At 41.6% G+C, this 25,645-nt stretch carries 23 protein-coding genes; 12 read left to right on the top strand and 11 right to left on the bottom strand.

All coding sequences use genetic code 11. The annotated features are described in order from the left end of the window. Nucleotides 1-291 precede the first annotated feature (291 nt). Nucleotides 292-2,334, top strand: a complete 2,043-nt coding sequence (locus tag GHD25_RS11750) for a catalase (protein ID WP_164217047.1) — start codon at nt 292-294, stop codon at nt 2,332-2,334. Nucleotides 2,335-2,491: 157 nt separating this feature from the next. Next, complete coding sequence (locus tag GHD25_RS11745; RefSeq protein ID WP_164217046.1) at nt 2,492-4,057, top strand: Na+/H+ antiporter NhaC family protein; 1,566 nt, start codon at nt 2,492-2,494, stop codon at nt 4,055-4,057. Between the two features lie 107 nt (nt 4,058-4,164). Here GHD25_RS11745 and fdhD read toward each other — a convergent pair whose 3' ends face one another. Further along, on the bottom strand, nt 4,165-4,950 hold the full coding sequence (gene fdhD / locus GHD25_RS11740; protein ID WP_164217045.1) for a formate dehydrogenase accessory sulfurtransferase FdhD: 786 nt from the start codon (nt 4,948-4,950) through the stop codon (nt 4,165-4,167). A 284-nt stretch (nt 4,951-5,234) separates the two neighbouring features. Here fdhD and GHD25_RS11735 point away from each other — a divergent pair, with 284 nt between their 5' ends. Next, entirely contained in the window at nt 5,235-5,855 is a 621-nt protein-coding gene (locus GHD25_RS11735; protein ID WP_164217043.1) for a DUF421 domain-containing protein, read from the top strand. A 50-nt stretch (nt 5,856-5,905) separates the two neighbouring features. Here GHD25_RS11735 and GHD25_RS11730 read toward each other — a convergent pair whose 3' ends face one another. From GHD25_RS11730 to gdhA, 3 genes are all read right to left on the bottom strand, one after another. Then, nucleotides 5,906-6,466, bottom strand: coding sequence for a LemA family protein (locus GHD25_RS11730; protein ID WP_164217041.1), 561 nt, complete (start codon nt 6,464-6,466; stop codon nt 5,906-5,908). Nucleotides 6,467-6,488: 22 nt separating this feature from the next. Then, nucleotides 6,489-7,640: a DUF3137 domain-containing protein gene (locus GHD25_RS11725; RefSeq protein ID WP_164217039.1), complete on the bottom strand. Its 1,152-nt coding sequence runs from the start codon at nt 7,638-7,640 to the stop codon at nt 6,489-6,491. Between the two features lie 224 nt (nt 7,641-7,864). Beyond that, the gene (gene gdhA, locus GHD25_RS11720; RefSeq protein WP_240452342.1) at nt 7,865-9,250 is read right to left on the bottom strand and encodes an NADP-specific glutamate dehydrogenase; all 1,386 of its coding nucleotides are present in this window, start codon (nt 9,248-9,250) and stop codon (nt 7,865-7,867) included. 269 nt (nt 9,251-9,519) lie between these two features. Between gdhA and GHD25_RS11715 the strand changes: the two genes are divergently transcribed. Continuing rightward, the gene (locus GHD25_RS11715; protein WP_164217037.1) at nt 9,520-10,425 is read left to right on the top strand and encodes a LysR family transcriptional regulator; all 906 of its coding nucleotides are present in this window, start codon (nt 9,520-9,522) and stop codon (nt 10,423-10,425) included. A gap of 150 nt (nt 10,426-10,575) precedes the next feature. Here GHD25_RS11715 and GHD25_RS11710 read toward each other — a convergent pair whose 3' ends face one another. Continuing rightward, nucleotides 10,576-11,709, bottom strand: coding sequence for an N-acetylmuramoyl-L-alanine amidase (locus GHD25_RS11710; RefSeq protein WP_164217035.1), 1,134 nt, complete (start codon nt 11,707-11,709; stop codon nt 10,576-10,578). A gap of 214 nt (nt 11,710-11,923) precedes the next feature. Between GHD25_RS11710 and GHD25_RS11705 the strand changes: the two genes are divergently transcribed. Together GHD25_RS11705 and GHD25_RS11700 are read left to right on the top strand one after the other, a co-directional pair. Next, nucleotides 11,924-12,247: a hypothetical protein gene (locus tag GHD25_RS11705; RefSeq protein ID WP_164216930.1), complete on the top strand. Its 324-nt coding sequence runs from the start codon at nt 11,924-11,926 to the stop codon at nt 12,245-12,247. A gap of 66 nt (nt 12,248-12,313) precedes the next feature. Further along, a complete protein-coding gene (locus GHD25_RS11700; RefSeq protein WP_164217033.1) occupies nt 12,314-12,493 on the top strand; it encodes a hypothetical protein in 180 nt (59 codons plus the stop codon). A 38-nt stretch (nt 12,494-12,531) separates the two neighbouring features. Here GHD25_RS11700 and GHD25_RS11695 read toward each other — a convergent pair whose 3' ends face one another. Then, a complete protein-coding gene (locus tag GHD25_RS11695; protein ID WP_164217031.1) occupies nt 12,532-13,071 on the bottom strand; it encodes a flavodoxin family protein in 540 nt (179 codons plus the stop codon). Nucleotides 13,072-13,377: 306 nt separating this feature from the next. Between GHD25_RS11695 and GHD25_RS11690 the strand changes: the two genes are divergently transcribed. Continuing rightward, nucleotides 13,378-13,602: a hypothetical protein gene (locus GHD25_RS11690; RefSeq protein ID WP_240452351.1), complete on the top strand. Its 225-nt coding sequence runs from the start codon at nt 13,378-13,380 to the stop codon at nt 13,600-13,602. Further along, nucleotides 13,571-14,152 carry a DUF6036 family nucleotidyltransferase gene (locus tag GHD25_RS11685; protein WP_240452336.1) on the top strand — a complete coding sequence of 194 codons (582 nt, stop codon included), beginning with the start codon at nt 13,571-13,573 and terminating at the stop codon, nt 14,150-14,152. Before GHD25_RS11690 ends, GHD25_RS11685 begins: the two co-directional genes overlap by 32 nt. 481 nt (nt 14,153-14,633) lie before the next feature. Here GHD25_RS11685 and GHD25_RS11680 read toward each other — a convergent pair whose 3' ends face one another. From GHD25_RS11680 to GHD25_RS11660, 5 genes are all read right to left on the bottom strand, one after another. Continuing rightward, entirely contained in the window at nt 14,634-15,884 is a 1,251-nt protein-coding gene (locus GHD25_RS11680; protein ID WP_164217027.1) for an ABC transporter permease, read from the bottom strand. Beyond that, complete coding sequence (locus GHD25_RS11675; protein WP_164217025.1) at nt 15,877-16,809, bottom strand: ABC transporter ATP-binding protein; 933 nt, start codon at nt 16,807-16,809, stop codon at nt 15,877-15,879. The genes GHD25_RS11680 and GHD25_RS11675 overlap by 8 nt, the downstream gene beginning before the upstream one ends. Before the next feature lie 98 nt (nt 16,810-16,907). Beyond that, a complete protein-coding gene (locus GHD25_RS11670; RefSeq protein WP_164217023.1) occupies nt 16,908-17,756 on the bottom strand; it encodes an ATP-binding cassette domain-containing protein in 849 nt (282 codons plus the stop codon). A gap of 2 nt (nt 17,757-17,758) precedes the next feature. Further along, on the bottom strand, nt 17,759-18,154 hold the full coding sequence (locus tag GHD25_RS11665; RefSeq protein WP_164217021.1) for a GntR family transcriptional regulator: 396 nt from the start codon (nt 18,152-18,154) through the stop codon (nt 17,759-17,761). A gap of 20 nt (nt 18,155-18,174) precedes the next feature. Continuing rightward, nucleotides 18,175-18,903, bottom strand: a complete 729-nt coding sequence (locus tag GHD25_RS11660) for a hypothetical protein (RefSeq protein ID WP_164217019.1) — start codon at nt 18,901-18,903, stop codon at nt 18,175-18,177. A gap of 562 nt (nt 18,904-19,465) precedes the next feature. On the opposite strand from GHD25_RS11660, the gene GHD25_RS11655 reads away from it, so the two are divergent. From GHD25_RS11655 to GHD25_RS11640, 4 genes are all read left to right on the top strand, one after another. Continuing rightward, on the top strand, nt 19,466-19,981 hold the full coding sequence (locus GHD25_RS11655) for a DoxX family protein (protein WP_164217017.1): 516 nt from the start codon (nt 19,466-19,468) through the stop codon (nt 19,979-19,981). A gap of 321 nt (nt 19,982-20,302) precedes the next feature. Continuing rightward, a complete protein-coding gene (locus GHD25_RS11650) occupies nt 20,303-20,953 on the top strand; it encodes a superoxide dismutase family protein (RefSeq protein WP_164217015.1) in 651 nt (216 codons plus the stop codon). Nucleotides 20,954-21,136: 183 nt separating this feature from the next. Beyond that, complete coding sequence (locus tag GHD25_RS11645) at nt 21,137-22,345, top strand: MFS transporter (RefSeq protein WP_164217118.1); 1,209 nt, start codon at nt 21,137-21,139, stop codon at nt 22,343-22,345. 92 nt (nt 22,346-22,437) lie between these two features. Further along, nucleotides 22,438-25,608, top strand: coding sequence for a DEAD/DEAH box helicase (locus GHD25_RS11640; protein ID WP_164217116.1), 3,171 nt, complete (start codon nt 22,438-22,440; stop codon nt 25,606-25,608). The last annotated feature ends 37 nt before the right edge of the window (nt 25,609-25,645 follow it).

Here is a 25,645-nt window from a genome sequence, read left to right as displayed (position 1 = left end):
AAACAGACTTATAATAAATAGTTTTAACCGCAGTTTGCTCACCCTTTCGTTCTATGAGTATATTTACCTAATTATAATGATTATATCATAAAAATAGGTATATAGTATCAAGTTTTTAAAATATTTTATCATATTGCCAAGTTTATTTAGAGGACTGGTTACGAAAAGTATAAGTTACAGGTGTGATTTAAAATATTCGCTCACCAGTCAAACCAATAATAGACTAATCATATAACTCAATGCTTTTGGGGAGGATAAAACTAAAATACCTAAAAGAAGGGAAATATGTTTATGAGTGATAGGTCATTTGAAAACAAAAAGCATGAGCAGCTAGAGCAGTTTCGAACCGATGACTCCAACAAAAAGTTGACTACAAATCAAGGGCTGAAAATGTCGGAGGATGAACTTTCCTTAACGGCAGGTGAGCGGGGACCCACACTGATGGAGGACTTTCATTTCCGGGAAAAGATCACCCACTTTGACCATGAACGGATACCGGAAAGGGTCGTTCATGCACGCGGATCTGCTGCACACGGTGTGTTTGAGGTCTATGAATCCATGAAAGAGTATACAAAGGCGGGTTTTCTGCAAAAGCCGGGACAGAAAACGCCGGTATTTACCCGTTTTTCTACAGTGGTAGGAGAAAGAGGATCCTCGGATATTGTACGGGATGTTCGAGGGTTTGCGACAAAATTTTTTACCGAAGAAGGAAATTACGATCTGGTTTCCAATAATATGCCCGTATTTTTTATTCAAGATGGAATTAAATTTCCTGATATCGTACATTCTATTAAACCTGAACCTCATAATGGTATACCGCAGGCGACAGGTGCGCATGATACATTTTGGGATTTTGTAGCAAATAATCAGGAAACCGCCCATCAGGTTCTCTGGTTAATGTCCGACCGGGCAATTCCTCGAAGCTATCGGATGATGCAAGGATTTAGCATCAATACGTTCAGATTTGTGAATGAACAAGGAAAGGCCCGATTCGTAAGATTTCATTGGGTGCCGAAGCTTGGTGTGCATTCTTTTGTGTGGGATGAAGCACAAAAAATCTCCGGTAATGATCCTGACTACAATCGCAGGGATTTATGGGAAGCTATTGAAGACGGGGACTTTCCGGAATTTGAGTTAGGTGTGCAGATCATCGAAGAAAGAGATGAGTTTGCATTTGATTTTGATATTCTGGATGCAACAAAGCTGTGGCCGGAAGAAGATATTCCGCTAAAAATAATTGGCAAATTAACATTGAATCGAAATGTGGATAATTTCTTCGCGGAAACAGAGCAAGTAGCCTTTCATCCGGGACACGTGGTGCCAGGTATCGATTTTACTAATGATCCGCTGCTTCAAGGGCGCTTGTTTTCCTATACAGATACCCAATTAATCCGGCTTGGAGGGCCGAATTTTCATGAACTTCCAATAAATAAGCCGATCTGTCCATTCCATAATAATCAGCGTGACGGCTATTACAGACAGACAATTAACAAGGGCAAAGTTTCTTATCATAATAATTCCATTGCAGCAAACACTCCAAAGCCTGCAACGGAAAAAGAGGGCGGATACGCTCATTATCAGGAAAAAGTGGATGGAAGGAAGGTCCGTTCCCGCAGTGCTACCTTTAATGATCATTTTTCACAGGTTAAGCTCGTATGGAACAGTATGAGTGAAACTGAAAAACAGCATATAATTGATGCATTCAGCTTTGAACTAGGGAGAGTGAAAAGCATGATGATACGGCAGCAGGTAGTGGATATGTATGCCAAGGTGGATTTGGGACTGGCGGCTGCCTTTGCCAGAAATATCGGGGCACAAGTGCCGACAGCAGGTGGATTAAATCTAACAAAATCCTCCCCGGCATTAAGTCAGGCAAATACGATAAAAACAGCTGCGACTCGTTTAGTTGGCGTTATTTTGGATAACGGGTTCGATGATGCGGACGTGAAGGAGATTTTGCATGGATTAAATGCACAGGGGATGAAATATCATATCGTTAGTGAACAACAAGGAAAAGTATCAGGAAGAAACGGAGGAGACATGATGGTTGACCACACTTTCTCCACAACTGATTCAGTGAATTATGATGCTATATATATTGTCGGTGGAACAGCGGAAAGTTCAAAGTTTCATAAAAAGACGACACAGTTCCTGAATGATGCATTTAATCATTACAAGCCGATTGGCGCAACTCATGACGGGGTGAAATGGCTGGAAGAGCTTAATATGAAAGACAGCCCTGGGGTCGTTGTAAATGGTGACAGTAAAGCATTTGTGGAACAATTTACCCAGGCTGTTGCTGCCCATCGCCATTGGGACAGGCAAGTAAATTAGTATGCTAGCAGAAGTGATTAACTCCAAAATAAGGCGCAGTCAAGTTTGGCTGCGCCTTTGTGATACCTTGCTTAAAATTTGGTGCTAATAAAGCAGGATTTTTTCAATTTAAATAGAATTGTAATAGCATACATAATTTTTGAGAGGAGACTTGATTATGGATTTTGGTGTGTTGTCGTTGTTGCCTCCAGTGATTGCGATTGTACTGGCGCTCATTACCCGAAACGTTATCCCTGCTCTGTTTGCGGGTGTATGGCTAGGCGCAACGATGATCTATGACTGGAACCCTTTTATGGGGTTGTATGCCAGTTTCAGTGATTTTATTATACCCAATGTCGGTGACCCATGGAGTGCCACCGTATTGATTTACTGCGGGCTATTTGGTGTTCTCATTGCATTTCTGCAAAAGACGGGCGGGGCACATGCGATAGCGAATGCTATTTCCCGTAAAGTAAGATCCCCCAAAGGTGCACAGGGTTCGACCATGTTATTTGGCATAATTATTTTCTTTGAAGATTACTTTAATGCCTTGACAGTTGGCAGTGTTATGCGTTCTGTAACGGATAAAATGCGTGTTTCCCGTGAAAAGCTTGCCTATATTGTGGATTCCACTTCGGCGCCGATTTGTTTGCTTGGCCCGGTTTCTACCTGGGTTGTCTTTGTTATGGGATTGATTGGAGCACAGTTCGTGGAATTGGGTATATCAGGTTCGGAATATATGACTTATATCTTTACGATCCCATTTAATTTTTATTCTATTTTAGCCATTCTGCTTGTCGGTATTATTATTTTCCTGAAATGGGATTTCGGTCCGATGGCCCAGGCTGAATACCGTGCAAGAACTGCCGGCAAATTGCTTCGTGATGGGGCCGAGCCGTCATCGGATACGGAAATGATGGATGTGGAGATGCCGGAAGATTACACACCAAAAATAAAGAATATGGTTGTACCGCTTATTGTTTTGGTAGGACTAATTCCTCCATTGTTTCTTTGGACAGGAGGGTATCCGGAACAGGATCTGGTTACAGCTTTCGGTGAAGCAGATGGAGCGACTTCCATCTTGATTGCTGCTTTTGCAGCAGGGCTTGTGGCCATGCTGATGGGTATGCAGCAGAAGCTATATTCATTTAAAGAGGCAATGTCCATTATTGTGACCGGCTTCCGCAGTATGACCCTTGTATATATTATATTGGCACTGGCGTGGTCCATTGGCAGTGTCACTTCTGAACTTGGAACAGCAGAATATCTTGTGAATTTTGCTGAACAAACAACATCACCGGCCATTATTCCGTTTTTGATATTTGTGGTTGCATCTATTGTCGCATTTACTACAGGTACATCGTACGGGACGTTTGCGATTATGATTCCAATCGCTATGCCGCTCGCAGTTTCCATGGATATTTCCATTTATCTTGCTATTGCGGCTGTGTTCAGCGGCGGAATTTTTGGAGATCATTGTTCACCAATTTCGGATACAACAATATTGTCTTCAGCAGGGGCATCAAGTGATCATATAGACCATGTAAACACGCAAATACCATATGCGATTACCGCCGGTGTCAGTGGCGTTCTTTCCTTCCTGATTGCGGGTATGACGGGTTCATCTGTAATAGCGCTCGGAACAGGAATTGTTGTACTGGTTGCATTGGCCTTTATCCTCCATAAAATGTGGGGAAAACCTATACCGGATAAATATGAAAAGATGGTGAATCCGGTTAAATAAAAGAAGGGCTGCCGAGTTTCCGGCAGCCTTTTATAATATAAAAAAACAGTTCACAGCAAGCATAAGTTCTTTTTAATCAAGTGGTCCTTATATTTAAATTATCCTTGCTAAACCTCTGTAATTCTATCTCCATGCGTATAAATATTCAAACTGTTCCCCCGGGCAAACCCGACAACTGTGATCCCCAAATCATTTGCCAGCTCCAGTGCCAGTCTGGTCGGGGCTGATTTTGAAATTAAAATACCTGCACCAATCTTTGATACCTTCAATAAAACCTCAGATGAAACCCTGCCGCTGAAAACAATTAATTTATCAGCCATACGGATTTTTTTGTCCAAAACCTGTCCATAAATTTTATCCAGTGCATTATGCCTTCCTATATCTGTTCGGATAAAAAGCAATTCATCAGGTGTGCAAAGTGCTGCATTATGCACTGCCCCGGTTCGTAAAAATTGTTCGGACCCCTCCTGCATGAGACGCATCAGTTTTGCGCTTTTCTCCACAGAAACAGTCATTTTGCTTTGAATCGTTTTGGCTGTACGGACATCACTTTTAAAATAAAATTGCCGGCTTTTTCCGCAGCATGATCCAATAAACCGTTTGGAATGGTCATCAAGCAGAAGCGGGCGGTCAATTTCGGCATAAGCAAAGCCCTGATCCTCATCAACATGGATAGAAGTGATTTCCTCCGTCTTCCGGATGACTCCCTCTGAAGCCAGAAAGCCAATAATCAATTCGCGAAGATGGGTGGGGGAGCAGATCATCGTGGCAAATTCTTCGCCATTTAAAACTATCGTCAGCGGAAACTCTTCTTCTATTTCCACATGGTCTTTTGATGAGATATTTCCATCATAACGGGTAATATCCCAGCCAAGCTGCTTGGTTTGTTCCATTATTTTCACCCTTTAATATTTACAAATGAACTCCCTGGAATCCTTTAACTAACAGGTAGAGCAGTTTTTGCTTTTTCTCGCGATCTGCTGCCATTCTCTTTCATTTATCAGTATACTATAATTCTTCTGTTTTTTCACTGGGAAAACGGGGCTGAAAAGTCCGCTTCCCGGTTAAATGTTTGTGGATGCAGGACGCGAAATAAGTCTTTCTGTTCCGTGTATAAAAGAACGGATAGACTCTTAAACTAAGCATGATTTTATTCTGGAAATGGGGTATAGATAATATGGAATTTGCTTGGATATGGAAATCCGTTCTCATTGTTTTAGGAGGGACATTTTTACTCCGGCTTGCCGGCCGAAAGTCCATCTCCCAGATGACACTGACGCAAACTGTTATTATGATCGGGATTGGTTCCCTATTGATTCAGCCGCTTGCAGGAGAAAACATTTGGGTTACATTGGGAGTAGGTCTCATGCTGATTTTAACGCTGATAGTGATGGAATATGTACAAATAAAATTCAATTTTTTTGAAAAGTTGATTACCGGCAGTGCTAAAGTAGTGATCGAAAACGGGGTGCTGAATGAGAAAAATCTGAGGAAAATGCGGCTGACAGTAGATCAATTGGAAACAAATTTACGGCAGAAAAATGTGTCTAAAATCAGTGATGTCCAGTGGTGCACACTTGAGCCCAACGGACAAATCGGATTTACATTAAAACCACAAGCGCAGCCTGTAACTAAAAAGGACTTTTACGAGTTTACCAAGGAAATAAATCAGCGGCTCGATCAGATTGCCCCGCCATCACGTTCCATGCACTTACCGCAGCCCGACAGCAAGGAAAATATTTTTTCGGAAGTGGAACAAAAAAAACATACAACACCCCCGCCTGAACATTTACAGTGAGGGGGTGTTGAGTTTGTTTTTAATCTCCTGCCGCTAAAATTACCGGCAGTCTAACGGTTAAACAAAGCTTTAACATCTACGTTTTCCCGCTTTTCCGGCGGTGTTTCAAACATTGGTTTACTCGTAAACCCAAATATGCCGGCGATCAAATTACGGGGAAACGTAGCAATTAACTGATTATATTTCCCTGTATGGGAGTTGAAATTTCGGCGTGCTGCCTGAATTTGCTCCTCGATATCATTAATGGAACGCTGAATGTGCAAGTAATTTTCATTAAATTTTAATTCCGGATACCGTTCGATTCTGGCCATAGCCATTGGTATTTCACGCTGCATGTTAATATGGGCTTTTAGTTTTTCATCCATATTATGGGCACCAACAATACCTTCTCTGAGTCCGATAATTTTTTCATATCCCTCAATCTCTTTATCGGTCGCAACCCGTGCAGTTTGGATAAGGTTATCCAATTGATCGACACGCTTCATAAGAAATGCATCTAAATCACCAAAAGCATTTTCCACATTTACTGCCTGTTTTTTCATCTGGTTATAGCTTATTACGAAAAATAACGCAAGTACGGCCGCAATGCCGATAGCTACAAACATTCCCATTCTCTTACATCCTTTCTAACGCTTATTCTTTGTTCCAGATACGTAAATTCAAGTTCAATTCATCTACAAGCTCCAATGCAATATTGATATCGGAAAAGTAGCTTTTAATCAAGTCTTTATTTAGCGGCAGCAGCAGGTTAAACTCAAAGTGTTTCTTTTTCGTAGGGAGCATGAAATACATTTTCCCGTTGCGAAACGAGAAATAGGGGGCTGTTTCAAAATAACTTTCCGTTGTTGAATTACTTGCAGCACTCAGCCCCATTTGAAATGCTTCTTTAATTGATTTTGGCTGCTCCTGTGTTTCCTGCTGTTCGGCTTTTTCCGGTTCTCTTGTCGTGAATTCCATCAGCCTGTGCATGAAATTAGGCGTCAAAATGTATCTGGCGGTAATCTGATCGGTTGTCCGAACCGTGAATTTGTCCATGAATTCGATGTTTTCCAGATTTACTTCTTCTAATTTGTTCTCGCTGTTGGAATCAAATATGGATGGCAAAATATTTATTTTTCTTTTCTTTGGCACCACAATCGTCAAACCATCAAAATCTTTATTATAATCGGCAATAAAGAATAATCCCTGGAAGATGGTATGTACGCGTTCTTTTGTTTTGCCGTTTTTATCCCGGTAGCGTTCTACTTTTTGTGCATGCACTTCTGAAAAGGAAAGGTCTGTTTTCGTTGGATTGCCGTCAATATCCTGCACTTCTTTTTTGTCGCTCCCGACAAAACCTTTAATCAAATCATCCCCGGAGTAACGGTCGGGATTGTTTTTAAAAATATTTGACCGTATAAATTGCTTTTTTGCCAGATACTTTCTTGGTTCATATGTAAAGTTTTGATTTAAAAAATGAACAAGATCTGTGACGACTTCCTCTTTAATTTTCTGGGAAAGTGCTTTTCTTTGTTTCCTTACATCTGAAAACAAATAAGCGCCATAAAGTACAACAGCAGCAAAAGCATAAAAAGCTAAGTCCGATAAAAATATATAAATAAGTATTAAACCTGCAACCGGCAGGATTAGCTTTTTTGCCTGGCCTTTTGCCAAATCCATTGTTTTCAGGCGCTCTTTTTCCAATGCTTCCACTTTTGGCTTCAGCTCATTTTCATAATACAGTTCAAATTCTTCATCAGTTTTGGAAAAGCGCTCCAACTGATACATTTCATCAATATTTTTCATTTCACTCCTCCTTTTCTAGTATATAAATACTATATCAAATTAGCGAGTAAAACAATTAGAAATATTAAAAATAGAACTTAATACCCATGGTTAACCAAAAAAATCCAGCCAAACAAAAAGACCAGCTCCAATGCTGGCCCGGGGACGCGGGGACAGGTTAACTGTCCCGGTTGATTTAATCCTATTATATCACTTTGGGACAAGGGACCTGTCCCCGTGTCCCACTAAATGACGCCTTGTTCGATCATGGCGTCGGCTACTTTTTGGAAACCGGCAATGTTTGCTCCGGCAATCAGGTTTCCTTCCTGGCCGTATTCTTTCGCGGCTTCTACACAATTTTGATAGATTGATTTCATTATTTCCTGAAGCTGGGCATCGACTTCATCAAAACTCCAGGACATGCGCATGCTGTTTTGTGCCATTTCCAATGAAGAAGCAGCCACACCACCGGCATTTACAGCCTTGGCGGGTCCGAATAATACGTCACTTTTCATAAAAACTTCAATGGCTTCTGCAGTAGATGGCATATTAGCTCCTTCTGCCACAGCTTTTACACCATTTTCCACAAGCTGTTTTGCGGCTGTCTCATCAATTTCATTTTGTGTTGCACATGGAAGTGCTACACCGCAGGGGACAGACCAGATTCCTGTACATCCTTCTACATAGGTTGCACTTGGATGCTCCCGTACATAATATCTAATCCGATCCCCGTTTCCTTCTTTCAAGCGTTTTACCGTCTCCACATCGATGCCGTTATAATCAAAAATATAGCCGTCTGAATCACTGCAGGCAATTACTTTCGCCCCCAGTTCTATTGCTTTTTCCATGGCATAGATGGATACATTGCCCGATCCGGAGATAACAACCGTACTGCCGTTTAATGTCATTCCATTTCCTTTTAACATTTCCTGCAAAAAGTAAACAGTGCCATATCCGGTTGCTTCTTTGCGGGCCAGGCTCCCGCCATAATTTAACCCCTTGCCTGTCAGCACCCCTGCCTGAAAGCTGCCGCGGATTTTTTTATACTGCCCGAACATATACCCGATCTCCCTGGCACCGACACCAATATCCCCTGCAGGTATATCAACATCGGGACCAATATGTTTTGAGAGCTCCGTCATAAAACTTTGGCAAAATCGCATAATTTCGTTATCCGATTTTCCTTTTGGGTCAAAATCCGCTCCGCCTTTTCCGCCGCCAATCGGCTGACCGGTTAGGGAATTTTTAAAAATCTGCTGCAGTGCCAAAAATTTAACAATACTTAAATTTACTGATGGATGAAACCTTAAGCCACCTTTATAAGGTCCCAGCGCACTGTTGAATTGTACACGGAAACCTCGATTTACTTGCACTTTTCCCTGATCGTCAACCCATGGCACACGAAATGTTATCACTCTTTCCGGTTCCACAAGCTGTTCCAATATGTTTTTCTCCATGTATTCGGGTTTTTTGGCGAGGATAGGGATGAGGGATTGAAAAACGTCCTTGACGGATTGATGGAATTCTTTTTCATTTGGATTTCTCTCTATTACTTTCTCATAGACCTTATTCATATACTTTTGAACTTTTTCTTCTTTGCTGGTCATCTTCATTTCTTTGGTTATTGTCATATGTCACCTGATACCTCCCATATTACTAAGATTACCGTTATTAAAAAGCAATATTCTATTTATGCAGTAAACAAAGTATTTATGCATTCTGTTGTAATCTGGTTTTTTCCGTTCCATCCATAATTTAAACCAGTAAGAGTGCATGTTATAAACATCCTCGCATCGAAAATGTATTGCTTTAATTTTACAATAATTTACTCATCTAAACAATATCTTTTTTAGATGTAATCCATGCCGGAATGAGATAAGATTAATATGGGTGATTATAAATGGAACTGCGGCAAATTCATTACTTTATTGAAGTTGCGAAAAGAGAACATATAACAGAGGCGGCAAATGCCTTGCACGTTGCTCAGTCTGCTGTCAGCAGACAAGTGTTTAATCTGGAGAAGGAGCTCGGAGTAGACCTTTTTGTCAGGGAGGGGCGCAATGTACGGTTAACCCCGATTGGCCGAGTCTTTTTGGAGCATATGGAGAGAGCAGAGAATGTCATCAGGGATGCTGTCCAGGTAGTAGAAGAATTTAATGACCCTGAGCTTGGTACCGTGCATATTGGCTATCCGAGCAGTCTGGCAACATATATTTTGCCAACAGCCATATCTGCCTTTCGCGATCGTTATCCAAATGTGAAATTCCAGTTGAATCAGGGATCTTATTATGATTTAAAAGAAGCGGTGATCCGAGGGGAGAGCAACATGGCAATTCTCGGTCCACTTCCGCAGAATGAAAAAAAACTGGAGACTTCCATATTATTTACAGAAGGTATCAATGCTCTCGTGCCGATAAGCCACTCCCTTTCCGGAGCCTCAGCCATCACGTTAAATCAGCTCCGGGAAGATGCTTTTATTTTGTTTCCGGAAGGGTATGTGCTGCGTGATTTGATTGTTAATGCTTGTAAGCAGATGGGGTTCACACCGAATGTCACTTTTGAAGGAAAAGACATTGATGCCATTAAAGGCCTTGTCTCTGCAGGTCTTGGCATTTCCCTCGTGCCGGAAATTACATTGATTGACCATGTACCGCGCGCAACAAGAAAAATTCCGGTAATGGAGCCAAACGTATCCCGGACAGTAGGCGTCATTGTACCAAAAGATCGGCAGCTGCTGCCGACAGAGAAGCTGTTTTATGACTTTCTAAAAGAATTTTTCCAGCGGCTGGAGCGATTTCAGCATTAAAGAATTTTTGGGGAGGTATGCCATATTATAAATACCCTTTGATATGAGGGTGGATAGACATTTTAATAAACTTCTGGTAAATGAAAACATTTTTGAATTTTGAAGGATGATTAAAGAAGCTGTCCCACCAAGGACAGCTTTATTATCCAATCATTGAAAATAACTTTTCAGCCCATCTGTCACCGCCTCGGCAACACTATTATGATAATCTTCTGTTTGTATAACAGCAAGATCATTTGGATTGGTCATAAATCCGAGCTCCAAAATAACCGATGGGGCAGGATTATTGCGTAAAACACGATAACTGCCCTGCATGACACCCCTGTTATGAAGAGTCAGATTTGATGATAATGAAGATTGCATGGCATCAGCCAATTCCCTGTCGGCAGTGGAATTAAAATACGTACTCACCCCGCTTGTGGCAATCACCGGAAAAGAATCGTAATGCAAACTGACGAATGCATGCGTATGATAGTCCCGGCTGATGCGGACCCGATCGTCAAGGGTAACATAATAATCACCTGTCCGAGTTAAAATAACGGTTGCTCCTTCATCCCGCAGCTTTTGGGCAACATTATCAGCAGTCTGTGTGACAAGGTCTTTTTCATGTATTTTTCCAACCACAGCCCCAGGATCTTTCCCTCCGTGTCCGGGATCCAGCACAATATTATACCCGGAAAGGGGGTGATTAGTCGTGCTTACTCCAGCGGTCTCACTTTTTGTTTCTTCTGCCTGATTGTCCTTTTTTGCAGTTTCTTCCGGCTTACGCTCGTCAGCTGTTTCATCTGTTACTCCTGAATCAGTCAGCCACCCGGCAATCCAGCCGCTTGACCCGTCTCCCAGATTTACATTATGCCAGCCGCCTGAAGTTTCCAGCAAACTATATGTATCTCCTGATGTCGTAAACCCGATAATAGAATGATTGGTTCCGGGACCGGACCGTATATGCACCCCTGAAGCTGTTACTGTTACAGATTGTTCTTTACTGACTTGTCCGCTGTCCGATAGCTTTGTGGCATAATATGCAGCAAACCAGGCTTCTTCACCGCCATAATAGGTCTTTGCCCAGCCATACTGTTCTTCAAATACCATCACACGGTCGCCTTTTTCCAACTGGCCGATGACATCCGCCTGTTTGGAAGGCGCTGCTCTGACATTCAGCTTTATGTCCCCGACCTCGTAAACATCCCCGTTTTCTGCTACACTGGTAACCGGGTGAAGGGAAGATATTGCCAAAAGTAGCAGCAGCAACACTCCAATCCCCGTGGCTGTTCGATATACCATTTGCCGCAGCCTCCTTGCTGTAGTTAAAATTCTATAAAAGATGCAGGTTAAATCTATGTAACCTGGTTTGAGAGAAATTAAACTTGTAAATTGGAAAATGAATCATTAGGACTACTATTTGGTGATTGGGAGGCATAAATTGTTCTGAGCCTGGTTAGGGTTAGAAAAGGGGAGGGGTTATACGCTGCATCCAATCTTAACCGTATATCATCCATTGCCGCTGGGACAAATCATTTTGACGGTTTCCCTTGTGCAGGCGTTTTCTGGTATTTTGTCTTTTATCTATCGGGGAAAGGAAAAAACAGATAAAGGGTTTGCGGTTATGTATCATAAGCTTAGTTACCGGAGGAAGCTTATCCGGGGCATTTGGATGACGCCAATAGGTTTTGCTGTTTTATTTTTGGTATTCAGAATAGCGAATATCCACCCTGCAACAGAGATTATTGTTTATGTTATTATAGCAATTTTATTTACAGGCGAATTAACCTATAATTATATTAAATGGAAAAGGCATGAAAAGATAGATGAAGAGCATTAATGGTTGTCGGGTCTTATTGATACATCATGGATGAATGCAATTGACTGATGCAAGGGAGGTGAAGTGATGAATAAATATGTAAAAAATATGGCGATATCAGGTATTGTTGTTATATTTTTATTTCTTGCCGGCCCCGCATTTTCCATTCCATTTGGGATCGCGCATGGATTTATACTGATGACAGGTGTTTATGCCATCTATTTGAATTATAGGGAACTGGCTCTCAAACATGGTCTGCGAATGTAAAAAACTGTCCGGGAAAAATATCCGGACAGCTTTCAAGGTTAATGAAGTTCTTTTATTAACTGTGCTGCAGCCTTCAGTGCAGCTTCATCATTTCGAATCTCCCCCGGCTTTCTTGCTTCTCCGATCACATAGTCCTCAAAGCGCATTCCGTAAAACTGGCAAATATAATTGAATTGCTGGACTAACGGAAGTCCTTTTACTTTTGGATGATCTCCGCCGACTGCAATAAGATATGCTTTCTTTTTTCCCAGCTCACCTCTGAAATGGGTGTAGTCCGGATCTCTCATAATTTGGGACCAGCGGTCAATATAGGTTTTCAGCGGACCCGACATCCCGTACCAGTAAATCGGTGTTGAAAATACAAGCACATCATGTTCAAGCATAAGGTCAATCAGTTTTTCATGATCGTCGTTTACCTCAGGAAAGCCTTCCTCCGAATGACGTTCATCCACAATCGGTTCTATGTTGTAATCGCGTAAAAAAATGTGGGTTCCCTTTTCTTTGGGAATCGCCTGATAGGTTAAGTATTCCGTATTTCCGTTTAATCTGGTGGAACCATGGATCACTGCAATCTTCAATGAATCACCTCTCCTCAGCTTTTGTTTTGAGTTTAACATGAATGATCCCAATATTACAGCGTATGTTTTTGATCCCGATTTAGAAATAATTAATGGAGATGGATAAGTTGGGAGTATGTCAAAAATGTATATCACCCCCAAATGACACCGTCCAGGAGAGCCCGGCCATTTATAGAAACTTCTGTTATAATTAATATACGAATTGTATAAGTATCACTTTATAAGGCGATTATTTTAATGACGAATAACATTGGCTTCCAGTCATTTTTTTATGATCATATGAGGGAGGGGTCGCCGGTGAATAGGATGGATATAAAAGACTTAAATGCCTTTATTTCAAAAAACAAGAATAACGTGGAGCAAAAAATGCTTCGGGAAAAATGCAATGGAAGAAGCAGCCGCACAAGGCCCCGTGACCCTGATGAAATAAAAATTCTTGATTATTTATGCCAAAAAAACTGGGAAGAAGCAGAAGCGTCCGGAAAAATAAAGTACCTGAGTGAACGGGTGTGGTATTATGAGTTCGATTGATGAGGCAAAGCAGAAACTGAGTGAATTAAAGCATAAAAGTAAATTTGAAAAAATGGTTGGTGCTGCTGCGGTATTGACAGGCCTTCTGGAAACGCACCACATTAAACCAGTTATTGTCGGGGGACTTGCTGTAGAGATTTATACTCGGGGGGACTATACTACTGTTGATATCGATGTCATCATTAGTGACCGGGGTTTAGCGGCTGAACTGCTCCGGCAGCTGGATTTTATCAAAGCAGGACGGCATTTATACCATGAAACATTAATGGTCAGCATTGAAATTCCAAATAATGTATTGGAAGGTGCAGACGAAAATCGCATTATTCAACTGGAATTGGAGGATAAACAAAAGGTCTATGTCATTGGCATTGAGGATATTATTTTAGATCGTTTGCGGGCATGTGTGCACTGGAGATCAACTTCAGACTGTGAATGGGGGAGAAGAATGCTGCTTCTGCATAGGGAGCGATTGGACATGGCATATTTAAAAAAGACTGCCGCCAGTGATTCAACGGCAGAAAAATTGCAGGAATGGCTGCAGATAGATTGAAGCATAGTGTCTGCGCATAAGGAAAATAAGGCAGCAGGCTACAAGATAAAAAAAGCTGTATACTCCTATTGAAATACAGCTTTTTCCCATGCCGAAATAGTTTACAAAAACTTAACCTCCACTTAGCATTCTCTTCATACTAATTTTGTATGATGTACATAGAAACAGACAACATCCTTGGAGGTGCGGTCAATGAGATTCCTCGCAAAAGTTAGTATATGTACTGTCGCTGTGCTTTTGTATTACTTTTAAGGATAAAGTTATAGTCTGTCCAAATAATAATCGCAGAAATTTGTATGATTTCACATATACCCCAAATTGGCTCCATCACTAAAATCTGGAGCCCCCATTTTTGCAGTCCCGCTTCCTCCTGGAAAGCGGGGCTGTTTTAATTGTTACAAAAACTGCTTTGTTTCAGGCTGAACAAAAATGCGGTCAGGCAAAACATCATATGCATGACCGCATGTATTTTACTTTCCAATCAGGCCCGGATCCACTTCCAAATCTCACCGGGCGTAGCATTCTTCCCGTACAATAAAATCCCGACTTTAAATATCTTCCCTGCCAGCTTCATAAACAGCCAGACACTCACGATTAAGATAGCAAGTGCAATAATAATTTCCACCCATGGCCATTCATCAAGCAGGGACAACCGCATGATCAATACTCCCGGCGAAGTAAATGGAATATACGTGCCGATTTGTGCCATCAGGCCGTTTGGATCACTAAACACAGGGCCGATAAAGATAAACGGCAGAAATGGCAGCATCATGACCATCCCCTGGAAGTTCCCGGCGGTGGTCACATCTGTCATTGTAGCACCGACACCGACAAACACGGCTGCAAAAAGCAAATAGCCAAGTACGGAAATCAGCAGCAATAACGCAAGTTCGGGAACGAGTGCATAATCCATAAACGGAAAGTCAACTTGCCATATGAGGATTGGCAGAATGATCGCAACGGAAATTACCGTCTGGATAAGTCCCAGGACGAAATAACCGATAACTTTTCCTTGCATTAATTCACCTGGGGTAACCGAAGACAGGATAATCTCTGCAATTTTATCCTTTTTCTCGAGTGATGCACTTTGGAAAATGGCCATTCCGGTAAACACAATCGACAGATAAATAAATGCTGCAAAAATACCGGGGATAGCCCGTTCGGCGGATTCTCCCGTAAAGAGTCCGGATTCAGCTGTTCCGGAATCTCCTCCATTACCGCCTATTGCTGCTGAAGATGTTTCCTCAAAGGAAACCCCCCTGAAAATAAAGGCAAGTTCTTCTTCCGATAATCCCAGCTGAGCCATTTGCATGGTCTGAATTGGTGTCTCAAGCAGCTGCACCTGATTTGTGAAAAATTGATCGATATCTTCGCTTGTATAAACGGGCACTACACCGTCCTCCAGAGCCCGTTCATCAATAAACAGGTAGGCTGTATCCTCATTGTCTTCTAGTGCTCCTTCCATATCAGCCTCAGCCAGATCGGTCTCTTCCAGGTTCCAATCAAACCCGCTTTGCTCCACAGTCTCTTCAATTGCAGGGAAGATTTCCAGCTGGTCGTTGATAAAGACGTCAACCTGTTCTGTCTCTGTCTCATCACCGCCGCCGATCCAGGAAAACAAGGCATAAAAGCCAACCATAAGCACTGGTGTTAAAAATAATCCAATTAAATAGGTTTTGTTTTTCATATTCCGTTTAATTTCCCATTTGGCCACTTTTTTTGTGTTACGCATGTACTTCACCTTCTTTTTGCAGCAGGTTTTTATTTGTCGCAATATCAATGAAAATTTCGTGCAGGGTAATCCGGTCCAGTGTTAATTCCTGGATGTTCACCTGTTCAGGTATGACTTTTAACCATTCGTTCGGATGTACATCTTTGGACAGATAAAGCACGAATTTTTCCTCGTTTTGTTCCACACGCTCAACCTGCGGAATGTCCTCCAACACCCGCAGATCATTTTTTCCGCGAATGGTACATTTGAAATTGGCATATTGCGTTTTTACATCATCCATTGTTCCATAAATTACTTTCTGACCTTGGTGAATCATGAACAGCCGGTCTGCCATCTCCTCGACCAGATTCATTTGGTGGGAGGATAATAATATGGCGGTTCCATCCTCAGCAAGCTGGCGGATTTCCTCTTTGAACAGCTCCTGACTGACAGGGTCCAGTCCGGAAAAAGGTTCATCCAGAATAAGCAGCTCCGGCTCATGAATCACTGATGCAATAAATTGCACTTTTTGCCCCATCCCTTTTGACAGCTCTTCCATGGAGACTTTGTCTTTTCCCTCCAGGTCAAATTTCTTTAAATAAGCAAGTGCACGCTGCTTCGCCTTATCAAGCGGATAATCCTTCAATTCTGCCAAATAGAGTAAAATATCCATGACACTTACATTTTTATACAAACCACGTTCCTCAGGCAGATATCCGATTTTATGGCGCGGAATTTCCTTTCCGTTCATTTCCCGAAACCGGATCGCGCCCTCATCAGGATACATAATTCCCATAATATTTCGGATGGTGGTGGATTTCCCGGCGCCATTCGGACCGAGAATAGCCATGATTTCTCCTCTTCGGACATCAAAGGAGATGTTGGAAAGCACTTGTTTGTCTTTAAATGACTTTCCGAGGTTTTCTACGGATAACATTGTTTCCATGTGTGTATTCATCCCTTCCATTTTTAGTTGGCAGCAGTTTTTTTCCGGTTATAAAATGACAAAATTATAAAATAAGTCCATTTGAAAAAAACCGTTTGTCACGACAGCAAAATAGCAATAATTTCATCCAAATCCAGTTTAGCAGCATCCATGCAGATTAAGTTATTTTCCGAAAAGTACTTCTCGGCAGCCTCCGGATCATTGGAAATAATCATTTGTTGTTCCCGTGCAATTTCGCCCGGTACAGCTGCAGCCGGGAGCTCATCTTTCATCCAGTAGCGCGTATGGCTCTCTTTCAATGTTTCCTTTTCAAAAGTCCCAACCATTTTCCCATTCTTTAGTACGGATAAGTAATCTGCAAGTTTCATGATGTCTTCGGATTGATGGCTGGCCATGACGATGGCCCGTTCACCTTGATCCATCCAGTCTGTCAGCAAATCTATAATTATTTTTTTGGATGGGATGTCAATCGACGCTGTCGGTTCATCCAGTAATAATATTGGTGTGTTCCTCGGCAGGGTTAATGCCAGATTGAGCTTTTGCTGCACACCCTGGGAAAGTTTGCCAAAACGTTTGTTCAATGGAATATTTAATGCTTCTGCCATTTGGTTAAATAAGTTTTCATCCCAATCCGGATATAGCGGGGCAATAAAACTTTTAAGCGTTTTTCCGGTAAAAGCATTCCAGCCGACCACTGTTTGCGGCTGATAGGAAATATGGTTTTTCCAGCTTTCATCCTGGCCTCCGACAGAAGTATCAAAAATTTGAATGCTTCCTTGATCTGCCTTAGCTAAATGCATCATTAATTTCAGGATCGTGCTTTTCCCTGAACCGTTATTTCCGATTAGGGCAGTAATGGTTCCCGGTTCAATTGTCAAGTCAATTGGCCCCAGTTCAAATTCATCTATTGTTTTTTTCACACCGGTGATACTTGCTAGATCCTTCATGGTTATTTTCCCTCCCTTTTATGGGCTTCAAGTACTTCTTGAAATATATTTTCAATTTGAGGATACGTATAATCATAGTTTCTTGCAATCGCTACCGCTTTTTCCATCGATTGATAAACGGATGAAACCTTTACCTGCTGTTTAAGGGATTGATCAATTTCCGCAACGAAGGTTCCTTTTCCCTGCGTTGTTCGTATAAATCCTTGGCTTTCCAGATCCTGATAAGCGCGTCTAATGGTAATCACACTCGTTTCCAAATCCTTCGCAAGCGCCCTGATCGATGGCAAAGGCGTGTCTGCAGGTAAGTGTCCACCGGCAATCAGCGCTTTTAATTGATTTTCAATTTGATGGTAAATAGGCTCCCGTGAATCCTTCGAAAGTCGAATGGGCAGCTCCATCGCAAACACTCCTTTCCGGGTTACAAGTAATCGATCTTGTCCATCTTTCTTTTCATATAAAATTTATAGTGGTGGTAACCTGCTATTGCCAGAATAATGGAAATAGCGCTTGACAGTATTGGCCAATTTTCTGCGAGAGCAATAGACCAATAGATGATCCCATTACCAAATAAAATATGAAAAAATGTAAACACGAGAAATACTCCGGTAAAAAAGAGCAGGTTAAATATAACGATGAATGCGTCATTCTTTGCAGGAAACTTTTCTCCCGCGTCACCGTATGGAATGGCATATCCGACATAAACACCGAAAGCGAACCACATAATAGCAAATGTAATAAACGAACCAAAAGATAAAATACCCTGGAGTGGAGAAATGGTATACAGTGCAACTACGGTTAAAAGCTGAAATGGAAATGAATAGAAAAAATGAATAATAAATCTGCTCTTAACCAGTACTTCCTGACTAATCGGGAGCTGGTTTTGCATCACCAAAATGGGTGAAGCCATCAGGTCTCCATTAATTTTTTGGATCTGAAAATCCTTTGGTGTCATCCAGACTGGGGCAAAACTAAAAATTAAAATGAATATTAAATCGAAGAATACAAAGCCATTATCCATATAGGCATCAAATGTGCTGACAAGTGTATAAATGAGAAACAAAACAAAAGCAAGCGCAAATAAAAAGCTGAACACAGATGCTTTTAATTCAAGTTTTGCAATAGTAAATGCCTGCTTCCAGCCGTTCATAGAGCATAACCTCCTTAAAACTGTTAATGTGTGTATATCTATATACACAGTATATCATGTTTTTGGAAAAGTCAATAGGGAAGGAAGATAATTTTTGCAAAAAAATGTCATACCAGGAACAATACATGTTGTCCACCACTGGACAAATACGGGTACTGCGGCAAGTAGTGACATAAGGAAATTAATCGCTAATCAAATCGGCCGACCACAGGAGAAAGACAGTATATCTAGTCGGGACAAACGTATTATAGGTTTAACTTTTCTTATCAGATAATTATTTTAGTGGAGAGAGATCACACAGCCACTAACCTCCAGTATGTTATTAATCTATTAAATAGGTAAGATATGATAATTACCTGTTAATCATATATTTTTAGAGCTAACCACCATTGTTCACTACCTCACAATATTGACAAAAAGCTTTGGCTAAAATGTGAAATATTACACATATTATATACACTAAAAGTAATTACGTGCTATTATATAAATGTACCAAATACATTATACATTTAAATATGTGAAATTATGAGCATATAAATTAACTTTAAAGGGGTTGGAACTCATGATGAATTTTCTTCGGAATAGTAAAATCGCTGCGGGTCTCCTGGTGTTTTTAAGGGTTTATATCGGATACCAGTGGATGGTTGCCGGTTATGGGAAAATTACAGGCGGTCAATTTGATGCTTCAGGATACTTACAGGGAGCTGTTGCAGCCTCAGGCGGTGATAACCCGGCCGTACAGGCATGGTGGGGAACATTTTTGGAAGCAGTCGCTTTGCCAAATGCAGAATTATTTACATTCCTTGTTATGTGGGGAGAATTACTGGTCGGTATGGCACTTATTCTGGGCATTTTTACTAACTTCTCCGCATTAATGGGTATCACCATGAACTTTGCATTCTTATTCAGCGGCACTGTCAGCACCAATGCACAAATGGTTTTGATTACCGTGTTCATCATTGCTGCGGGAGCCAACGCCGGGAAATATGGTTTGGATAGATGGGTTATTCCTTTCTTAAAAGAACGTACAACAATCATCAAAAAAAGAAAACAGGACAAAGAAGTAGCAGCTGCATAATTCATTTACGGAACAAAACACAGCATGCTGAAATTACATTGGGCATGCTGTTATTTTTTTTGCAGTAATCCAGGGAATTAAAGTATAAATATGAATTGACGTTAGTTCTCATATTTTTTCATGACACAAAAATTCAATTATTACGAGAAACGTTCCGTTCAAAAAAATCAGTATACAAAAAGCTTTCCCTTTTTCGTATGCAAAACAGTTTTGCTTTATCTCGACATTAAGGACAAACTGCTTATCTTTTCCCAAACAGGTTTAATTATTCTCGCAATCGTGAAAAATAAGTAATAACCAGCGAGAAAAGGGGCGAGTGTTATGAAACGATGGTTGTTAATATTGTTTGTAATTATGTTTGCTGCCATATTGGCAGCATGCGGAGCAAATAATGAAGATGAAGAAGACATAGATGAAAATACCGAAACAGAAGAGGATGCTGCAAGCGAAAATGATGAGCAGGGTAATCAGGACGAAGCAGGCAGCACAGATGAAGAAATGCCGGATAATGCTGCAGCAGAAGAAGAAGTACTCGTATCGATGGAGGACGCTGAAGGCAACGTTGTAGCTACAGCCACACTCACAGAAGGAGATGAAGGCGTAAATATTTTACTGGACGCCGAGGGTCTCCCAGCCGGGACAAAGGGATTTCATATTCATGAAAATGCGGAGTGTGAAGCACCTGACTTTGAATCAGCAGGCGGTCATTATAATCCGACTGATGCAAACCATGGGTTCGATGACCCTGATGGACCACATGCCGGAGATCTGCCAAACATCGAAATTCAGGAAGATGGAACAGCAAGTGAGGAAGTAACTGCTGACATGGTCACCTTGGACAGGGAAGGAGAAAATTCTCTTTACGCAGATGGAGGTACTGCTCTGGTTATTCATTCGGATGCGGATGACTATGTATCACAGCCTGCAGGAGATGCCGGAAACCGTATTGCCTGCGGTGTTATCAGCGAATAAATCTCGGCTGCCCGGCCGGCGTTCAGTCCCGGGCTCTAAGTGCACATGAAGAAAGTATAAAGTTTCAAATGTTACGGTGGATCGAGGAACTACAGAGCAGTATAAAAAGACCTAAATACAAGCATCCCCATTTCACTTCCTGACACACTCATGTATAATATAGTTCGAGTGAATGAGAAAGGGATGCTTATTTTGCGTACTGAATCCAATCAAACTGCAGTGAAGCCCGACAAAATATGGACCCGGGATTTCGTGTTCATTTGTCTGGCGAATTTTTTTGTGTTTTTCGGCTTCCAAATGACATTGCCGACGATTCCGTTGTTTGTGAAGGAGCTTGGAGCCACGGATCAGTTTGTCGGAGTGATTGTCGGGATTTTTACATTTTCTGCGCTGCTTCTGCGTCCTTATGCAGGGCATGCGCTGGAATCCAAAGGCAGACAGTTTGTTTACATGTTTGGTCTTGCGGTATTTGTACTCTCTGTGGGTTCCTTTGCATTTATAACGAGTATTGCTTTATTAATTATCATGCGGATTATCCAGGGGGTTGGCTGGGGTTTCTCCACAACGGCAGGAGGGACGATTGCAACGGATTTAATACCACCTAAACGGCGCGGGGAAGGTATGGGTTATTTTGGTTTATCTGGAAACCTTGCCCTGGCATTTGGTCCATCTCTTGGTCTCACCCTTGTTGGTGTCATTTCCTTCACCCAATTGTTTTTAATCTGCGCTGCATGCGGTCTTGTTGCTTTTTTATTATCAAGCAGGATTCGCTATAAAAAAGCAGTGCCGCCAGAGCATAGAACAGCTGCTGTGAAATTTGATATCTTTGAAAAAACAGCAATACAGCCTTCCGTGCTATTATTTTTCATTACTTTTACCTTTGGCGGTATTGCTACATTTTTGCCGCTGCATGCGATAGAAAAGGGTGTGGCAGGCATTGAATCCTACTTTTTGGTGTATGCCTTATTTTTAATGCTTTCCAGAACATTTGCGGGAAGAATTTATGATCGAAAAGGACATACTTATGTATTCCCGCCTGGGACGATCTTAATTTTTGCGGCCATGTTGTTATTGGCCTGGCTGCCAAGTACGACTGTATTGCTTATTGCCGCAGCACTTTACGGCATGGGTTTTGGAACAGTACAGCCGGCACTTCAGGCGTGGGCAGTGGATAAAGCACCGGGGAACCGGAAAGGAATGGCCAATGCGACGTTCTTTTCCTTTTTTGATTTGGGCATCGGAATCGGGGCAATCGTATTTGGCCAGCTGGCCTATTTATTCAACTATGGCATTATATATGTTGTTTCCGCAGTTTCAGTCATAATATCCCTGCTTGTCTACATGTATTTATTGCTGCATGCCTCCCGGAAAAACAATCCATCGCGTTCGTGACAAGGCTTGTTTATACCAGTCCATCGGTTTAAAATGCATCTGTTTTGGGTTACAATTGTAATAATGAAAACAAAAAGGTAGGTATTATTGTTTTGAAAAATCTTGCTGATATTAATATTTCCCGATTATTTCCGTCTATTACCTATCAAAGAGGCATGGCCTATTACCGGCAAAACAGAGTGAGTGATGTTTCTTTTGATATGAATAATAATCTGTGGACGGCTGTTGTGCGCGGCTCGATAAATTACTTCGTCGAAATTAATATGGATGGATTTGAAAAGGGTTATCTTGGGACGTACTGTGAATGTCCTGCTTATGAAACATATGGCTCTTGTAAACATATTGCAGCCACATTAATCAGCATTGTTAACAAACAGCCAGGGAACACTTCTTCCTTTTCCGCGTTTGATTATCAGACGACAAACCGTTTTATGCGTGCACTGAGTGAAGCCCAGTCTGCCCCGGAAAGTACGAATATACCGCAAACAAAGATACCGTTAAAAATAGAATATTACTGCAAATGGAATTATAATAAACAGCTCATGCTTGAAATCAAGGCAGGGGAAAAGCGGTGTTTTGTCGTAAAAAACGCCAGTGAGTTTATATCCAATGTAATCAAGGGAAGAGAACAGTATTTTACAAAAACCTTTACCTATAATCCGGAATTTTATTATTTACAAGAAGCAGACCAGTTCATTTTTGAACAGCTTTATTCCTTTATAAAAAATGAGCAAGTTTATAAGAATCTTCCATTTTATCATTATCAGGACGGGTCGGATAACAAGCGGGCTGTTATCATTCCGCCGCTCGCAGCAAAACCGCTGCTTGAAAAACTCACGGATCGAAATTTTTCGGTGGAATCAAGTTATAAAAGCTATCAGCCTATTCATATTGAAAAAGATAGACTTCCATTTAACTTCCATTTGTCCAAAAACACTAAGGAAGAATTAGTGCTGAAAATGGATGATATGCAGGATATCGTTTATTTTGATAAATATGATCTTTTGTTTTATAGTGGCACGTTTTACTTTCCGGCAAAAAACCAAATCCCTATTCTGGATCAGATAGCAGGCTTCGGGACGGACCTTTCCCTTCCTATTGAAAAAAACAAGGCGGATACATTTCTATCTGAGGCTTTGCCGACACTGAAAAAGATTGGGGAAGTCCGGGTGGAAGACACTGTTGCTGAAGAAATTATCCAGCTGCCGCTCAGGGCTAAATTGTTTCTTGAGCTGAAAGAAGACTGGATTATCGGCAAACTTGAATATCATTATGGCAATCATGAGATTGACCCTTTCAACGGGCGGGAGGCGCATGATGCTTTTATTATCCGGGATGTGGAAAAAGAGCATAGCATTATGCAGCTGATTGAGTATGCCAATTTCCGGTATAACGGAAAAGAACTGTACATCGAAGCTTATGAAGATGAAGATATATACAATTTTTTATACCATATACTGCCACAGCTGGATGAAGAGGTAGAACTGTTTTTAACTTCGGAGGTCCGGAATTTTATAGTGGAAACAGAACCAAAACCAAGTACAAGTGTCAGTCTGGAATCATCCGCCAATTTACTGGAAATAGGTTTTAGTATTGATGGCGTGAATGACGAGGAAATAAACAGGATTCTGGATGCCATTATTGAGAAAAAGCGGTATTACCGACTGGACAGCGGGGCGCTGATGTCTCTGGAAGGAGAAGAATTCTCTTCGATAAAACGGCTGTTTGATGATATGGACATTGAAAAGTCGGATGTACAGGAAGGAAATGTATCTCTTCCGGTTTTCCGGGGAACCCAGCTGGATGAATTAATTGAGACAAATAAAAATTACGATCCGGCTTTCAGAAAGCTGCTGCATCAATTGAAAGCACCGGATGAACAAATTTATCCCTTGCCGGAAAACTTACAGGCGAATTTGAGAAACTATCAGCATACAGGCTACCAATGGTTTAAATCACTCAGCAATTATCACTTGGGCGGTATTTTGGCAGATGATATGGGTCTGGGGAAGACTTTGCAGAGCATTGCCTATATTGCATCGGAAGAAAGGGAACACCCGCATTTGATTGTCGCCCCATCTTCCGTTGTTTATAACTGGAAAAATGAGTGCGAGAAGTTTGCTCCGGATCTGCAGCTTGCTGTCCTTACAGGAAACCCGGTGGATCGTCACAAAAAAATGAAGGAATCCTCTGCTGCCGATGTCTGGATTACTTCTTATGCTACACTGAGGCAGGATGTGGGCCATTACAGGGAATTAACCTTTCAAACAATGATTTTGGATGAAGCGCAATATATTAAAAATTACGCAACGAAAACTTCCAAAGCAATCCGGGAAATCAAAGCGGGGAGAAGGTTTGCATTAAGCGGGACACCAATTGAAAATTCCATTGATGAACTTTGGGCGATTTTTCAAGTCATTCTGCCGGGGCTGCTGCCAAATCATCGCAGCTTCAAGCAGCTTTCCAATGAAAAAATAGCAAGAATGACAAAACCGTTTATTTTACGGCGACTGAAGCAGGATGTGCTTAAAGAGCTGCCGGAAAAAATTGAGTCTGTCCATGTATCCGAACTGACGAAAGAGCAGAAGGATTTATATATTGGGTATCATCGCAGGCTGCAGGCAGAAGCTGCGGCATCCATGAAAGAGAGCGGCTTTCAGCAAAATAGAATGAAGATACTGGCCGGGCTGACCAGATTACGACAAATCTGCTGTCATCCTTCATTGTTTATAGAAAACTATGAAGGGCAATCAGGAAAACTGGAGCAGCTGATGGAAACCGTGCGGAATGCAGTAAAAAATGGAAAGCGGATGCTGATATTTTCCCAGTTTACAAGTATGCATGACATCATTATGAAGAAATTGGGACAGGAAGGAATATCCTATTTCTATTTGCACGGGCAAACGCCATCCAAGGAAAGAGTGGAAATGAGTGAACGATTTAATAACGGGGAAAATGACGTATTTCTTATTTCCTTAAAGGCTGGGGGGACAGGATTGAATCTAACGGGAGCGGATACCGTTATTTTATACGATCTATGGTGGAACCCGGCCGTAGAGGACCAGGCAACCGGAAGAGCACATCGCTTCGGCCAGAAAAATGTAGTTCAGGTGATTCGACTGATTACGGAAGGGACAATAGAAGAAAAAATCTTTGAACTGCAGCAGAAAAAACGCGAACTGATCGACCAGGTTATCCAGCCGGGAGAAACCATGCTCTCCAGCCTGAGCGAAGAGGATGTACGCGAACTTTTAAATATATGAAACAAAGGGACGGTTTCCCTGTTGGCGGACGCAACAG

It is taken from the genome of Virgibacillus aidingensis (assembly GCF_010994035.1).
Taxonomy (GTDB): domain Bacteria; phylum Bacillota; class Bacilli; order Bacillales; family Amphibacillaceae; genus Virgibacillus_N.
This window is presented reverse-complemented; position numbering and strand designations above follow the sequence as displayed.